This is a genomic window from Desulfoluna sp. HI9BLuna (assembly GCF_056829775.1).
In genome coordinates this window covers 1,229,508-1,244,159 of sequence record NZ_CP186555.1, presented here as the reverse complement: position 1 = coordinate 1,244,159, position 14,652 = coordinate 1,229,508, and the positions used below count along the sequence as shown (strand labels likewise).

The following is a 14,652-nucleotide window of genomic DNA, read 5'->3' as shown; positions in this document are numbered from 1 at the left end:
CCTGCGGGGTCTTTATTATCGGGACAACCCTTGCACGGCGCAGATGACGTGTCGGATTGTGTGGGGTTACGTGTCGATGAGGTCATTGCGCGGAAAAACCCGCTGCAATGGCGTATACCTACCATGAAAAGGGCCAAACGGCAAACACCCGGAGGTGAACCATGGCAGAGAAAAAAGGCGAGATCCTCATCTCGGACCGGCAGATCAAGGACGTGCTGGAGCGTGCAAAAACCATCGCGGTGGTGGGGCTTTCACCCAAGCCTGAGCGGGACTCCCACGATGTGGCCAGATACATGCAGGAAAACGGCTACGTCATCATTCCCGTACGCCCGGCCCAGAAAGAGATCCTGGGGGAAAAGGCGTATAAAACCCTTGATCTGGTGCCGGGCCCCGTGGACATTGTGAATGTGTTTAGAAGAAGCGAAGACGTCATCCAGCATGTGGACGAAGCCATCGCCGTCGGGTGCAAGGTGTTCTGGATGCAGCTCGGCATTGAAAACAGGGAAGCGGCTGAACGTTTGACAGATCACGGCATCGACGTGATCATGAACCGGTGTATCAAGGTGGACCATGCCTCGTACTTCAAAAAGAATATCCTCATATAAGCGAAAGAAACTCAAAGCCCAGGAATCGCCCTGCCACTGCTGCGGCAAAGGCGAGCTCCCCTTTGCCTGGCGCTGCCGCTGCGGCTTTACCATCTGTCAGGACTGCATGGAAGAGAACTTCTGGGGCATGACCTGCAACGGCATCACCTGGGAGTGCCCGGACTGCAGCGCCCAGAACGGGTTTGGGAATCAGTGAGACAGGCGATAGGCTTACAGGTCATAGATCATAAGCTTATAAGGAAAAGAAAAAAGGGAGCGACCCGCAAGGCGGGCGCTCCCTTTTTTCGTTTTTATGCGGCCTGCTCTACATGAAGAACTTGAGAACAAAGATGGCGGCGATGATGTACATCACCGGCGAGACCTCTTTGGCCCGTCCGGAGAGGACCTTTAAGATCACGTAGCTGAGCATGCCGAAGACGATGCCCTCGGAGATGCTGTAGGTAAGGGGCATCATGAGGAAGGTGATGAAGGCCGGGAGGGCCTCGGTGGCATCGTCTAAGTTGATGTTCTTGATGGGGGAGAGCATGAAGAAGCCCACCATGACCAGGGCCGGAGCCGTGGCTGCGCCCGGGATCATGAGAAACAGGGGCGACATGAACAGGGCCACGAAGAAGAGGCCGGCGGTGGTCAGCGAGGTGAGGCCGGTGCGGCCGCCTTCTGCCACGCCAGAGGCGCTCTCCACGTAGGTGGTGACGGTGCTGGTGCCCATGCAGGCGCCGAAGGTGGTGCCGATGGCATCTGCAAAGAGGGCCTGCTTGGCCCGGGGCAGGCGGCCCTTTTCATCCAGGAGTCCTGCCTTGGCGCCCACGCCTACCAGGGTGCCCACGGTGTCGAACATGTCGATGAAGAGGAAGGTGAAGAGGACCACGGCCATGTCCGTTGTAAAGAGCTTGGAGAAATCGAACTTGAACATGATGGGCTCAAGGGAGGGGGGGGCGGAGAAGAGCTTCAGCCCTTCCATGTGGGTGACGCCCAGGGGGATGCCCACCAGGGTGGAGACAAGGATGCCTGCCAGCAGGGCCCCTTTTTTGTTCATGGCCAGGAGGGTCCCGGAGACAACGATACCGATGAAGGCCACCCAGACGGCATGATCGCCCATGTTGCCCAGGGTGACGAGGGTGGCATCGCTTTTGACGATGACGTTTGCCCCTTTAAGGCCGATGAGGGCGATGAAAAGGCCGATGCCCACGGAGACGGCGTTTTTGATGGAGAGGGGGATGGCGTTGATGATGGCCTCACGCACGTTGAAAAAGGTGAGGACAATGAAAATAAGGCCTTCGATGAAGACCGCGGTGAGGGCCATCTCCCATGAGTAGCCCATGTTGAGGACCACGGTGAAGGCAAAAAAGGCGTTCAAGCCCATGCCCGGGGCCAGGGCAAAGGGGAGCTTGGCCACCAGGGCCATGACAAGGGTGGCCACCAGGGCGGACAGGGTGGTGGCGGTGAAGAGGGCCCCTTTGTCCATGCCGGTGGCACTCATGATGTCCGGGTTGACGGCCAGGATGTAGGCCATGGTCATAAAGGTGGTCAGGCCTGCGATCACTTCCGTCCTGACATCGGTTCCGTTCTCTTTGAGCTTGAAAAAGTTTTCCAGCATCTTCTTAGTAACCTTCCTGGTGGTTCACACATATCCCTGACGCGGCGGACAGGGCTCAACATTTGCCAGGGCCTTGTGCTGGGCCGTGGCATCACTCCTTGAATCCAACATGGCACGTCCCCGGTGAGTGCGTGGTCAGCCGGGGCCTTCCTTTAAAAAAAAGAGTGCCGGTATTATGAAACCCTTGGATTTGCATGATACCGGCACGAGCTTTCTATACCACTATGTGAGCGGCAGGGAAAAGGCATTTTTTGAATGTGTTATCCCGTCAAGCAAGACGGTCCCCCAGCCGTGCCTCTCTCAGGTGGTGGCATCGGAGGGCACGGGGCAGGGGGGGAGGTGCTCCCGTTATTCGGCAGCGGGAACGATCTCCAGAAGCTCCATCTCGAAGATGAGGGCTTCGTTGGGACCGATCTTGGGTCCGTTGCCGTTGGGGCCGTAAGCCAGGGTCGGGGGAAGGTAGAGCTTCCACTTGGCACCGGCCTTCATGAGCTGAAGGGCTTCGGTCCATCCGGCGATGAGGCGGTCCACCTGGAAAACGGCGGGCTCGTTACGCTTGTAGGAGCTGTCAAAGACGGTGCCGTCCAGAAGCATGCCTTTGTAGTGGACCTTCACCTTGTCAGAGGCCTTGGGGGTGTCGCCCGTGCCCTTTGCGATGACCTCGTACTGGAGGCCGGACTCGGTGGTGGTGATGCCTTTCTTGGTTTTGTTTTCGGCCAGGAAGGCGTTGGCTTTTTCAAGGTTGTCCACGGTCTGCTTGATGCGTTTGGCCTGCATCTTTTCAATGGCCGTGGTTTTGGTCTGGGTCATCTCTTCAGGGGTCATGAGGGGCTCGGTACCGTGGAAGCCGTCCTGGATCCCTTTGATGAGGGCATCAATGTCGAGCTCAAGGGCATTGGCCTTGAGGTTGGTGCCGATTTCCATACCGATGGTGTAACCGATCTGCTCATCAAAGGATTCGAGGGCCTTTTTCTTGGCTTCTTCGGCCGGAGCGGCGGCCACGAAAGCCAGGGTTATGATGAGAGCAAATGATGCAGAGATCAGGTTTTTTTTCATGAAGGTGTCCTTTGGTTTACAAGTCGTTGGTTGGGATTCCCGTCGCAAAAGGGATCCGGGTGACGTTGGTGTCAAAAAAAACGGTTATTGAACTGTTCATCTTTCACGTTAGCAGGGTGGTGCCGGGGAGCTTTGATTCAAGCCATGGGCAACCCCAGCATCAAAGGAATCTCCCCAAGGCGTTCCATGTGGGCGTCGGCCGGAAGGTCCGGGTTGCCGAAGGCCACAAAGGGGACCCCGGCGGCCTGGGCTGCCAGCTGGTCCGTGCTGGAATCTCCGATGTAGAGGATCTCGTGGGCCGACACCTTGAAGTGCTCCATGATGCTGTGGAGCTGGTCCGGGGCGGGCTTGGGGTGGGCCACGGTCTGGGAGGTGACCACCAGCTCAAAGAGATCCGAAAGGCCGTAAAACGTCAACACCGCGTCCATGGTGTTGGATCGGTTCGTGGCCACGGCCCGCTTGCATCGGGGCGAAAGGGCCGTGAGAACGCGGATCAGGTCGGGCTCTATCTTCATGTGGGGAATCAGGGAAGCGTAATCAAAGGCGGCGGTGGCGGCGCGCACCTCGCTTAAGTCCACGCGTCCCTCAAACAGGTAGGCCAGGGCCTGACTGACGGTGGCCATATGGACGTACCGGAACTGCTCGTCGCTTAAGGGGGGCATCCCGAACCGGTCGAGGATGGTGTTGTAGTAGATGCGGTTGGTCTCTTCGGTGTCGAACATAACGCCGTCACAGTCAAAGGCAACCACTCGGATGGCTTCGGGGGTGATGTTTGATTTCATGCCTTAACAGCCCGGGCGTAGCGGGCCTTCCATAAATTAAGTGTCGGGGCCTTTGGTTATCCGTGGCATCGGGGGATGCCCGTGGAGAGGCGAGTCGTGGTGGTACCGGCCGGGCATTGCGGGAATTACCGCGGTGCCCGACGGCGCTCATGGCTTTTTTGTCAGGCTTTTTTCCGGATGTACAGGGTCACCTGGATCCTCATCTGGGGACGAATTTCGCTGTCCGTATCGATGTCGATGGTGCTGGAATAGCGCCCGCTTTTGCTTGTGACGTTTTTCACGGTGAGCTCATACTCACGGCCGGTCTTTCCCGCCACCTCTTTAACGTCCACGGTGATGAGCTTCGGGTTCACGGGATTGGCAGAGAGGAGCTTGAAGGGATACTCCTTGCTGGGCACGATGCGTACCTTGGCCGTGAGCTCCTGGCCCTCTTTGCCGATGAGCCGAACCTGGGACGGGGTGATGGTGACGACTTTTTCCACATGGCCCCTGAAGATCAGGGAGGTGGTCTGTCGTTTGGGGTCGTTGGATTCCACCTGGATGCTGCGCTTGAAGTCCCGTCCGCCGTAGCCTCTGGTATTGCCGATGATTGTGATGATTCCGCTGCCGCCTGGCGCGATTCGCTTCGTAAACGAAGCGGCGGTGCAGCCTCAGCCGGGCCGGACCCGGGTGATGCGGAGCTCTTCCGTACCTTGGTTCTCTACGGTGTACTCGTGCTTTATGCGTTTGCCCTCCGGTGCGGAGCCGAAGTCGAACTGGGCTTCGGGAATATGGAGAACAGGCCCTTCGGCCTGTTCGGCAGCCGAAAGGGGCAGGGCGATGCAGAGGATGAAAAGCACCAGCGCCACTAATTTTTTGTACATGATGTCACCTCAGTGTCGAACGTTGCTGTCGTCGCGCGGGGACGAAGGGGATGTGCGTGAGGGCTCGGGCAGCACATAACCTTGCGGCTCGTCCATGGAAGCCGGGGTTTTGTCGATACGTTGTGTCGGCTGGTATGTATCGTATCCCCCAAAAGGGCGGAGGATGTGCGGTTATATTTTGCGAGAGCACGGACTCGTTGCGTATCAGGTATCAGCATCGGCGCATAGTGTATGTTTCTCGCCGGGTGTTGTCAAGGTGAAGGGCGGCCTTGGCGTGGTTGCCCAGGGCATGGGGAAAGGTGATTTTGCGAATGGTTCCTTCGGCTGTGTCGAGGAGGGCGAAACTCGGATCGCCGTTGGAACCCATGATCTCCCCGGGGTTCAGGAGGGTGGATCGCCCAAGCTCTTCCCGGTGCCAGGTGTGGGAGTGGCCGCAACAGACGAGGTCGAAGTCCCCGGTGGCGGCAAAGGCGCGCCCCACATCGGGCTGGTGGGTAAAGGCAATGCGCAGGCCCCCCAGGGTCACCTTGCCCACGGTCTCGTGGAGCTGGATGTGGTCAAGGTCCCGATAGGCGGCCCGGGCCAGGGTCAGGACGCTGCCGTCGTTGTTGCCGAGGACCCCGTGGACCGGGATGCCCGCCTTGTCCAGGCGCCGGAGCATGAAGGGGGCCACAAAGTCCCCGCAGTGGATGATGGCCTCGGCTTCGGCTTCGGCGATGAGGTCAAGGGCGGTCTTCAGGTGCCAGATATTGTCGTGGCTGTCGCTCATGATGGCGATGCGCATGGTGTGTTCCTTTGATAAAATGTAACTATTCAGCTTATGCCTCCGGCGGCCCTTCCGGGGGCTAAACGTTTACCTGATTTTATAAAGGCAGGTTTAACAAACAGGTTTTAAAAAATATTTTCGAGTGAATTTTTACTTTAAAGGCGGATGTGATTTGACCCGAGGAACGAGGGGCAAAACACATCCGAAACCTGCTTTCAAGGTGGCACACCTTGACGCCGGAGGCTGTTTTTATTGAGCTGAATAGTTACCGATAAAATAAGATTATCCCAGTGCATAGGGGTCCACGTCAATGGTGACGGAGACATTGGAAAATCCCCCCTCCTTGCGAAAGGCTTCAAGGGCGTCTGCGGCCATTTTTTTCATGACGGAAGGGGACTCTCCTTTGAGGAGGATCTGCCAGCGGTAGCGGTTCATGGCGCGGGTCAGGGGCGCTTCGGCAGGGCCCATGATGGCAACGCCGGTGTCCGGGCGCCGGTCCCAGAGGAGCCCGGAGAGCTTCTGGGCGGCTGCGCGGCTGCGCTGGCTGTTTTTGTCGGCGATGCGAATCAGGATGATCCGGGTAAAGGGCGGGTAGGCCAGGGCGCGGCGAAACCCGGTTTCGTGGGTGTAGAAGGCGTCGGCGTCGTGGTCCACGGCGCAGCCGATGGTAAAGTGATCGGGCACGTAGGTCTGGAGAATCACCCGGCCGGGCTTGTCGCCCCGGCCCGCGCGCCCGGCAACCTGGGCCAGGAGCTGGAAGGTGCGTTCCCCGGCCCTGAAGTCGGGCAGGTTCAAGGCGGTGTCTGCGCAGATCACGCCCACCAGGGTGATGTCGGGGAAGTCGTGGCCCTTGGCGATCATCTGGGTGCCCACCACGATGTCCACCTGTTTTTCCCGGACCCCTTTGAGGATCTTAAGGAGGGAGCCGCGCCGGGCCGTGGTGTCCTGGTCCATCCGTGCCACGGTCTTGTGGGGGAAGATGTCCTTGACGGCCTCTTCCACCTTTTCCGTGCCGCTGCCCAGGAGCTTGATCTTGTTGCCGTTGCAGATGCGGCAGTGGGTCTTGGCCGGTTCAAAGTAACCGCAGATGTGGCAGCGAAAGGCGCCTACGCCTTTGTGGAAGGTCATGGAGACGTCGCAGTGACGGCATTTTAAGGGCTCGCCGCAGTGGGCGCAGATGGGCGCGCCGGAAAAACCACGGCGGTTTAAAAAGAGGAGCACCTGCTCGTCCCGGTCCAGGGTCTGGGTCATGGCCTCCACGAGGCGGGGGGTGAGAAAGGTGTGGATGCCCGGCAGGTCCTTGTATTTCTTTAAGTCCACCACCTCGATCTCGGGCATGGGCTTTTTGTTCACCCGCTTGGTGAGCAGGACCTCTTTGAACTTGCCGGTGGTGGCGTTCCACGCCGATTGGATGGAGGGCGTGGCCGAGCCCAGGAGCACCACGGCCCCTTCCATGCGGGCCCGCACAGCGGCCAGGTCCCGCGCGTTGTACCGAAGGCCGCTCTCCTGTTTGTAGGAGCCGTCGTGTTCCTCGTCCACCACGATGAGGCCGATATCGGTGAGGGGGGCAAAGATGGCCGAACGGGCCCCGATGACCACGCTGACCCGCTTCTCGGCGATTTTCACCCACTGGTCGTAGCGCTCCCCGTCGGAGAGGCCGCTGTGCAGGACGGCGATGCGGTCCCCAAAGCGGGACTTGAACCGGCGGTCGGTCTGGGCGATGAGGGCGATTTCGGGCACCAGCACCACAGCCGTCTTCCCGGCGGACAAGGCCTCTTCCACCAGTCGCATGTAGACCTCGGTCTTTCCGCTGCCCGTCACCCCTTTTAAAAGGAAGGTGGCATACCCCTCTTTGAGCTGGGCAGACACCGTGGAAACCACCTCCTGCTGCTCGTCGGTGAGGGGCGGCGGGGTGTCGGGCACGATCTCTTCTCCCAGGGGGGATCTCTCCACCCGGTCCTCGAAGAGGTGGACGAGTCCCATCTCCACCATGGGGCCCAGGGTGCTCTTGGCCGAGGGGAGCTTTCGGTTGAGGTCGGCCCGGGCTGTGGCGCCGTGGACGCGCAGGAAGTCCAGGAGAAGCTGGCGTTTTTCCGTGACCCCTTTTTGGGGGAGGGGGCCGAAGGCCGCCTCGGCCAGGGTCTCCATCTTGGCCCGGGTGCGTGCTGTGCTGAGCTCACGGGTCACCGTGATCCATCCCTTTTTCTCAAGGGCCTGTATCTGGGCGCGGGGGACGGGCGGGTCTGCGTCGATGAGCTGCTTCAAGGGGACCGGTGAGTTTATCAGCAGGGCAAGGAGGTCTTTGTCCGCCTCCGGGCAGGCCGGGTCGCCTGCAGCGGTTTTTCCGCTGTCCGTGAGGGAGGCCACCTGCCGGTCCACCACATTGAGCCCGCCGGGCAGGGCTGTTTTGATCACATCCCCCATGGGGGCCATGTAATAGTCGGCAATCCACCGGAACAGGGGAACCATGGCCGGGGTAAACAGAGGGCAGGGGTCCAGGGTGTCCAGAATGGACTTCACCCGCATTTTTTTTTGAGGCGGTGCAAAGGCCGTGATGTAACCTGTCACCGTGCGCCGGCCAAAGGGCACGAGGACCCGGGAGCCCACGGCCGCGTGGGCACGCAGGTGATCCGGCACGATATAGGTGTAGGGTCCGGACAGGGGCAGGGTTACGGTGACCTGGGCGTAACAGGTGGCGTCGGGCATGGAACTCTCGGTAAGGGTAAATAGGCGGCCCGGCGTTTCTGGCTCACGGGGCGGGCCTTGGGTTGTTGATGTCGCCCCCACTATAATGATGCCCTTAGAAAATGTCACCCCCCAAAGCGAAACAAAACGGATTCGCGGATACTCTACTCGTTGTTCCTTGGGGCGTCACCTCTGCTGACGGGCTACGCCGTGGACAGCGGTGTGAGGACTTTAAACATTTTTATGTATCAAAGGGCTTTTCATGGCTAAAATGGCTTTAAGGTCTGTTTGTTTAAGGTTTCAAAGGCTTGTCTCCGACAGTGCCCCGGGGACAAAAACAGGTTGAAATCCCGGGCCGCTTTTTATATACTTCGTTGATTTTGCCGTGAGGTCAGGGCGGGGTTCGGATGAATCTTCTTGAAAGTCCGATGGGTTGTGGTTTTCGGCTGCGAACGTGTAAAGCGTAGCCATGGCCCGGGGGGATATGCGTCCTGCGGCCGCCACGGCAAAACATGGAGGGACCGGATGGCCGACCCGCGGGTCGGTGTTGTCCATAGATCAAGAATTAAGATCACTAAAATAGCGTGGCACGAAAGATCGCGTGGCACGAAAGCACTTGGCTTCAGGAGGATCCATGGCCGTACATATTGCAGAACACCCCCTTATCAAGCACAAGCTGGGCTTGATGCGAGCAAAGAATATTTCCACCAAAGACTTCAGGGATCTCTCCTCTGAGGTGGCCCGTCTTCTTACCTACGAAGCCACCAAGGATCTGGAGACCGAAGAGGTGGAGATCGACGGCTGGGCAGGTCCCGTAACCGTGGAGCGAATGAAGGGCAAGAAGATCACCATCCTCCCCATCCTTCGCGCCGGCCTCGGCATGATGAACGGCGTCATCGACCTGATCCCCTCGGCCAAGGTGAGCGTTGTGGGCCTCTACCGCAACGAAGAGACCCTGGAGCCCGTTGTCTATTATGAAAAGATGGCAGGGGAGATGGACAAGCGTATTGCCCTGATCCTGGATCCCATGCTCGCCACCGGCGGCACCCTCATCGCCACCATCGACATGCTCAAAAAGTCCGGTTGCACCAGCATCCGTGGCCTCTTCCATGTGGCGGCCCCCGAGGGCATCAAGCGGGTGACCGATGCCCATCCGGATGTGGATATCTATGTGGCGGCCGTGGATGAACGGCTCAACGACAAAGGGTACATCCTCCCGGGCCTCGGTGATGCCGGGGACAAGATATTCGGTACCAAATAGTTCTATTGAGGGGCTTCGGCCCCTCTTTTTTTATGCCCTTTTTCGGCGGCCATGGGCCGCTTTCATCAGAGGGCACCATAGATTTTGTTTGTTTTGGGTCCTTTCGGGGGCCTTTTTTATGATCTTTTTTCTATTTATGATGTGTGTGCTGATTCAGGAGGGGAAATGACAAGCAGCAGCAATAGCAGTTACCGGTTTAACGTGAAGGATTCGTTTTTGGGGGCCCAGATGCTTTTCGTGGCCTTCGGTGCCCTGGTGCTCGTGCCGATTCTGACGGGCCTCAACGCCAACGTTGCCCTGTTTACCGCAGGGGTGGGAACCCTGATTTTCCAGGTGGTGACCCGGGGAAAGGTTCCGGTTTTCCTGGCGTCTTCTTTTGCCTTTATCGCCCCCATCTCCATCGGGGTGCAGCAGTGGGGCATCGCCGGCACCATGAGCGGCCTCATCGCCGCCGGTTTGTTTTATGTGGCCCTGAGCTTTCTCATCCGCTGGCAGGGATCGGCCATCATTGAGAAGGTGCTTCCCCCTGTGGTCACCGGCCCGGTGATTATGGTCATCGGTCTGATTCTCTCCCCCGTGGCCGTGAAGATGGCCACCGGTGTGGCCAACCCTGCGGCCATTATTCCCAAGGACGTTGCCCTGACCGTCTCCATGGCGGCCCTTGCCACCACAGTGCTGGTTTCTCTTCTGGGGCGTGGCATGATCAAGCTGATTCCCATCCTGTGCGGGATTGTGGTGGGGTATGTTGTTGCCCTGTTTAACGGTCTTGTGGATTTCAGCCCGGTGAGGGATGCCGCCTGGCTGGCGCTGCCCGACTTTACCTTTCCGGAGTGGAATTCCGCGGCCGTGTTCTTTATCGTTCCCGTGGCCATTGCCCCGGCCATTGAGCACTTCGGGGACATTCTTGCCATCGGCGGCATCACGGGCAAGGATTATCTCAAGGATCCCGGCATCGAAAACACCATGCTCGGTGACGGCCTTGCCACCAGCTTTGCCTCCCTTCTGGGCGGTCCCCCCAACACCACCTACTCCGAGGTGACAGGGGCCGTGGCCCTCACCGGTGCCCAGAATGCCGGGGTCATGACCTGGGCGGCCATCACCTCCATCCTCCTTGCCTTTGTGGGCAAACTCGGGGCCCTGCTCTCCAGTATCCCCACCCCGGTCATGGGTGGCATCATGCTGCTTCTCTTTGGCGCCATCATGGTGGTGGGTCTCAACACCCTGGTCAAGTCCGGCGAGGACCTCATGGAGGCCCGCAACCTGACCATCGTGGCCCTGATCCTTGTGTTCGGCATCGGCGGCATGAGCGTCTCCGCCGGTCAGTTTACCCTCCAGGGCATCGGCCTTGCCGGGATCCTCGGCGTGGTGCTGAACCTCGTGCTGCCCCGGTGCAGGGTAGACGAAAAGTAATGTTCGGCCCACAGGGGCCTTGTGAGTGAGATGAATAAAAAAGCCCGCCGGTTCGGCGGGCTTTTTTTATTGTGTCGACGTAACTATTCATCGCTCTTCTTGAATGGCGCTTGGGCCCTGGTTGCCGCTTGTCCATGACCTTTGAAAAACAGTGAAAAATCGACCGAAACGGAGTGCCGCACTCCGGTGCGGCATTTTAGTCTGTCTTCACCCGAGCCGCACCGGAGTGCGGCGCTCCAGGGGACAAGGGTGTTCGACGGAGGGACAGGCCCATGGCCCAAACGATGATCAAGGTCGACGTTTGTTTGAAAGGCGGATGTGATTTGACCCGAGGAACGAGGGACAAATCGCAAGGGCAATATGCTTTCGAGGTGGCTCACCTCGCCGCCGGAGGCATGCTTTTTGAGCCGATTTTTACCGTGGAATGCAGTTTTTAAGGCTTGAATCGTTACGCGTCGAATCACCACCTTGCAAAGTGGTCCTCGCAGAATCCTGGTGCATCGGTGACGGTTACGGGGGGGCCGCCGGGTGGTGTGACGGTGCCGGTGAAGCGGCCGCAGAGCTGGGTGAAGAGGCTGCCCATGACCAGGGCGTTGACCTTCTCCTCGCGGTGGCCCTCCGGGGTGAAGGCCAGGTCGATGATGCCGTCCATGGAGGTAATGCGCCAGGGGGCGGTGGTGTTGTCTTGTTTGTAGTCGAAGTGAACAGGGCCGATGTGGGTCGGGGTTCCGTCAATCCAGACCATGTTTTCGGTAAAGCCGGTCTCGTTGACCCCGGCCGCCAGGTTCATGCCGAAGCTCCTGCCGTCGGCCAGCACGGCCGCCGACGAAGCCCAGCTCCAGAAGGTGTTGCGCCGCATGTAGCCTGCGGACCAGTCGGTGAGGGCCAGCACCTGCGGCGAGGCTATCTCCGTCTGGGTGCCGTCCACCGTGAGGGTGCCGCTCACCTCGACGGGGGACCGTTTGTCGGTGTAGGTCCAGCCCCTGTACCCGGTGCGAGAGACCACCCGCAGGGGCGCCGGGTGCGGGGCGGTGAAGGCCGCTTTGATCGAAAGCCTGTCGGTGTGGCAGGCCACCCCGTCTTTGGAGATGGTGAGGTCAAGGTCCGAGGTTTTGATGCGGCTCAAGGGGGTGTCGGGGGTGGCGCGGATACTGGCCTTGAAGGGGGTGAGGACCGAGGTCTCCGTGAGTACGCCCGTGGCGCGGTCAAGGTGGTAGGCGAAGCCGTTTTTAATGAGTCCCAAATCCACCACTGCCACACCGGCCATGAAGGTGTCGGACATGAACCCCACAAAATTGAAGCGATTGAACTTGAAGCGTTTATATAGAAAGCTGCGTCGCCTGCCGAAGGCCGACCTGAGGTCAAAGTCCAGGAAGTTGAGTTTTCCCACCGGTCCGTGGTGGTAACCGTAGGGCAGTGTTCCGTCTTCCCTGATCAACGTGTCCATCTCTCCTCCCTAAGTTGTCTGGTTAAGGCTGTTTTTGGCTCTGCTATTTATATTGTGTGCGTTCTATTTTTGTCCTGTCTTACCCCTGGCTGCGTAGGATTTCCATAGGGGGTCTGTAATGAAATACCTCAATTTTACAATGCCTGGGCCGGTTTGTTGGCATTGGTTGTCTTTGGGGGTGTTCTTTTTTCGGTGTACAACCTGGTGCTCTGCTCGGAAAAATTCAATTGTATACTAAAAAAATGCCGATACAATTTGAGAACTCTGTTTCTTGAAGTGATTGCTGGATCATACATGAAACGACGGTATTGTAAAATACGAGTTTTAACAAGGTATTAATCCGGCGCATGGAATTGTGATTCTAATTTTAGAGTGTAAATGCCGTTTGCAGTTGACAAGTGGTTTTCACGGTCTCTACTATCTCTCCAATCGTGCAAAAAAAGTTAGTTTCCTGTTCTGGTGGATTGACTCGCGGTTGCTTGTGGTGAACTTAGTTAGCTCCTGACAACCGGTGACAATATAGGTAACAACAAACTTTTTGGGAGAGAAGTATGAAGGTGGAAAAAATGGTGAAAAAAGGATTGGTGGTCCTTGCAGCGGTGGTGCTGAGTGCGTCGTCGGCCTATGCAGCCAACGTCGAAACCATGGGGATCGGCGCCATGAACACGGCCCAGGCGGGCGCCGTGTCGGCCTACTGCGACAACGTGTTTGCGGCTTACTACAACCCGGCGGGGCTTTCGCTCATTGAAAAGCCCACCATATCGGCGGGTGCCATGTACTACAACGCCAAGATTGAGGTGTCTGACTGGAATGTGGTATCGCAGGGGTCCAACCCTACTTTGGATGGCGCGCCATCGGATTATGACTCCGATACCATGCACATCGTCAGCCCGTCCCTGGGCTTTGCCATGCCGGTGACCGATAGTCTTACTCTTGGTGTGGCTGCGTATACCCCTTACGGTCTTCATGTTACTTGGGATAAGGATCCTGCAAAATCTCCGTCCAGTGCCTACGCCTGGGAATCTTACTACGGGCGTGTAGCTGTATCCCCGACCTTGTCCTACAAGGTTTCTGATAAGTTTTCAGTGGGGGTTGGGGTGAGCCTTGGCCGCTCAATCTCTGAAGCTGGAAAGACCATGGAATACAGCGATGATTTCGATGCAACTGCCATAAATATAAAAGCGGGAGGGACGCTTGAACCTGAAGTGGCCTTAGGGCAGGCAGTAGTGAATGCAGCTAAATTCACCGGTGATGTGGAGAAGGCTAAAGAGCTGGCAATGTCGGCTACGCTTCTTAATGGCGCTCACATGAAAATGGAAACCACCGATGATTTTAACTATTCTTTCAATGTTGGGCTTATGTATCGCCCCATTGAGCAGCTCTCCATGGGCCTGACCTACCGAGGTCGTTCCGATGGCGATTTCGAAGGGGATGTGATGATCTCTGGTGCCATGGGTGGGACGCAGGATCTGGATGGTACCGTCACGATGGAGTATGATCATCCCGAGCAGGTTCAGGCAGGTATTCGCTGGATGCCCAGTAATAAGTTTTCGGTTGAGGCCGATGTTACCTGGACCCGATGGAGTATCAACGAGAATCAGGATGAGCATGCCGTTATCAATGTGCCTGACGCTTATGTCGGTCTGGTGGGGTCTTCAACTATTGAGAAAACCTTTGAGCATGAGCGTGACTGGGAAGATACCACCGCATACAAGCTGGGGATTTCTTACCAGGCCACTGAGGCGTTCGTCTTTCGTGCCGGTTACACCTACGACCCCTCACCCGTTCCCGATGAGACCTTTGAGTTTGGCTGGCCTGACACGGATCGCAACGTCTATACCCTTGGTATGGGATGGCAGATCAATGAACGATGGAATATTGATGCTGTCGTCCAACACGTGATTTCGACGTCGAAGCGTTCCACGACAGGTGGAAGTACCGAGCTTAATAAAAATTACACTGCAGCCTATGGTGCCCCTGCTCAAGTGTACTGCGAAAACGAAGGCATCCTCTGGGGCGCAGGCATGACCCTGACCTACACCTTCTAAGGCGCGTTTGATCGTTCCCCATTGCTTTGGGGTAAAAAAGGCCGCTCCCGCCCGGGGCGGCCTTTTTGCGTCCATGGGCCCGGAGTTGAAAAGACCGGGCCGTTCTGATAAAAACCACGGGTTGTTCGTAAA

General features: G+C 57.9%; 12 protein-coding genes. 5 read left to right on the top strand and 7 right to left on the bottom strand.

The window, feature by feature from the left end; all coding sequences use genetic code 11:
• The first annotated feature begins 161 nt into the window (after window positions 1-161).
• Both ACOYW0_RS04920 and ACOYW0_RS04915 read left to right on the top strand, forming a co-directional pair.
• On the top strand, window positions 162-605 hold the full coding sequence (locus ACOYW0_RS04920) for a CoA-binding protein (protein WP_482417439.1): 444 nt from the start codon (window positions 162-164) through the stop codon (window positions 603-605).
• A complete protein-coding gene (locus tag ACOYW0_RS04915; protein ID WP_482417438.1) occupies window positions 571-801 on the top strand; it encodes a hypothetical protein in 231 nt (76 codons plus the stop codon). Before ACOYW0_RS04920 ends, ACOYW0_RS04915 begins: the two co-directional genes overlap by 35 nt.
• Window positions 802-909: 108 nt before the next feature.
• Here the strand turns inward: ACOYW0_RS04915 and ACOYW0_RS04910 are convergent, their stop codons facing one another.
• The 6 genes from ACOYW0_RS04910 to priA all read right to left on the bottom strand — a co-directional run bounded on the left by ACOYW0_RS04910 (window position 910) and on the right by priA (window position 8,375).
• Window positions 910-2,202 carry an NCS2 family permease gene (locus ACOYW0_RS04910; protein WP_482417437.1) on the bottom strand — a complete coding sequence of 431 codons (1,293 nt, stop codon included), beginning with the start codon at window positions 2,200-2,202 and terminating at the stop codon, window positions 910-912.
• Between the two features lie 348 nt (window positions 2,203-2,550).
• Window positions 2,551-3,258: a BamJ family beta-barrel-assembly machinery protein gene (gene bamJ / locus ACOYW0_RS04905; protein WP_482417436.1), complete on the bottom strand. Its 708-nt coding sequence runs from the start codon at window positions 3,256-3,258 to the stop codon at window positions 2,551-2,553.
• A gap of 137 nt (window positions 3,259-3,395) precedes the next feature.
• On the bottom strand, window positions 3,396-4,040 hold the full coding sequence (locus ACOYW0_RS04900; protein ID WP_482417435.1) for an HAD family hydrolase: 645 nt from the start codon (window positions 4,038-4,040) through the stop codon (window positions 3,396-3,398).
• A 161-nt stretch (window positions 4,041-4,201) separates the two neighbouring features.
• Window positions 4,202-4,903 carry an OS_HP2 family (seleno)protein gene (locus ACOYW0_RS04895; RefSeq protein WP_482417434.1) on the bottom strand — a complete coding sequence of 234 codons (702 nt, stop codon included), beginning with the start codon at window positions 4,901-4,903 and terminating at the stop codon, window positions 4,202-4,204.
• Window positions 4,904-5,114: 211 nt separating this feature from the next.
• Window positions 5,115-5,687 (bottom strand): YfcE family phosphodiesterase, encoded by a 573-nt coding sequence (locus tag ACOYW0_RS04890; protein ID WP_482417433.1) that lies wholly within the window; start codon window positions 5,685-5,687, stop codon window positions 5,115-5,117.
• 264 nt (window positions 5,688-5,951) lie between these two features.
• The gene (gene priA / locus ACOYW0_RS04885) at window positions 5,952-8,375 is read right to left on the bottom strand and encodes a replication restart helicase PriA (protein WP_482417432.1); all 2,424 of its coding nucleotides are present in this window, start codon (window positions 8,373-8,375) and stop codon (window positions 5,952-5,954) included.
• A gap of 613 nt (window positions 8,376-8,988) precedes the next feature.
• Here priA and upp point away from each other — a divergent pair.
• Complete coding sequence (upp, locus tag ACOYW0_RS04880; protein ID WP_180140408.1) at window positions 8,989-9,615, top strand: uracil phosphoribosyltransferase; 627 nt, start codon at window positions 8,989-8,991, stop codon at window positions 9,613-9,615.
• 165 nt (window positions 9,616-9,780) lie between these two features.
• The gene (locus tag ACOYW0_RS04875) at window positions 9,781-11,025 is read left to right on the top strand and encodes a uracil-xanthine permease family protein (protein ID WP_482417431.1); all 1,245 of its coding nucleotides are present in this window, start codon (window positions 9,781-9,783) and stop codon (window positions 11,023-11,025) included.
• Window positions 11,026-11,485: 460 nt separating this feature from the next.
• On the opposite strand, the gene ACOYW0_RS04870 is transcribed toward ACOYW0_RS04875, so the two are convergent.
• Window positions 11,486-12,472, bottom strand: coding sequence for a DUF2804 domain-containing protein (locus tag ACOYW0_RS04870; RefSeq protein ID WP_482417430.1), 987 nt, complete (start codon window positions 12,470-12,472; stop codon window positions 11,486-11,488).
• A gap of 551 nt (window positions 12,473-13,023) precedes the next feature.
• Here ACOYW0_RS04870 and ACOYW0_RS04865 point away from each other — a divergent pair.
• Window positions 13,024-14,520 (top strand): OmpP1/FadL family transporter, encoded by a 1,497-nt coding sequence (locus ACOYW0_RS04865; RefSeq protein ID WP_482417429.1) that lies wholly within the window; start codon window positions 13,024-13,026, stop codon window positions 14,518-14,520.
• Window positions 14,521-14,652 lie beyond the last annotated feature (132 nt).

What these genes read in the sequence shown, in the direction of transcription:
- ACOYW0_RS04920 (WP_482417439.1), top strand. Translation starts at nt 162, where the DNA reads ATGGCAGAGAAAAAAGGCGAGATCCTCATCTCGGACCGGCAGATCAAG.
- ACOYW0_RS04915 (WP_482417438.1), top strand. Translation starts at nt 571, where the DNA reads ATGCCTCGTACTTCAAAAAGAATATCCTCATATAAGCGAAAGAAACTC.
- ACOYW0_RS04910 (WP_482417437.1), bottom strand. Translation starts at nt 2,202, where the DNA reads ATGCTGGAAAACTTTTTCAAGCTCAAAGAGAACGGAACCGATGTCAGG.
- bamJ (WP_482417436.1), bottom strand. Translation starts at nt 3,258, where the DNA reads ATGAAAAAAAACCTGATCTCTGCATCATTTGCTCTCATCATAACCCTG.
- ACOYW0_RS04900 (WP_482417435.1), bottom strand. Translation starts at nt 4,040, where the DNA reads ATGAAATCAAACATCACCCCCGAAGCCATCCGAGTGGTTGCCTTTGAC.
- ACOYW0_RS04890 (WP_482417433.1), bottom strand. Translation starts at nt 5,687, where the DNA reads ATGCGCATCGCCATCATGAGCGACAGCCACGACAATATCTGGCACCTG.
- priA (WP_482417432.1), bottom strand. Translation starts at nt 8,375, where the DNA reads ATGCCCGACGCCACCTGTTACGCCCAGGTCACCGTAACCCTGCCCCTG.
- upp (WP_180140408.1), top strand. Translation starts at nt 8,989, where the DNA reads ATGGCCGTACATATTGCAGAACACCCCCTTATCAAGCACAAGCTGGGC.
- ACOYW0_RS04875 (WP_482417431.1), top strand. Translation starts at nt 9,781, where the DNA reads ATGACAAGCAGCAGCAATAGCAGTTACCGGTTTAACGTGAAGGATTCG.
- ACOYW0_RS04870 (WP_482417430.1), bottom strand. Translation starts at nt 12,472, where the DNA reads ATGGACACGTTGATCAGGGAAGACGGAACACTGCCCTACGGTTACCAC.
- ACOYW0_RS04865 (WP_482417429.1), top strand. Translation starts at nt 13,024, where the DNA reads ATGAAGGTGGAAAAAATGGTGAAAAAAGGATTGGTGGTCCTTGCAGCG.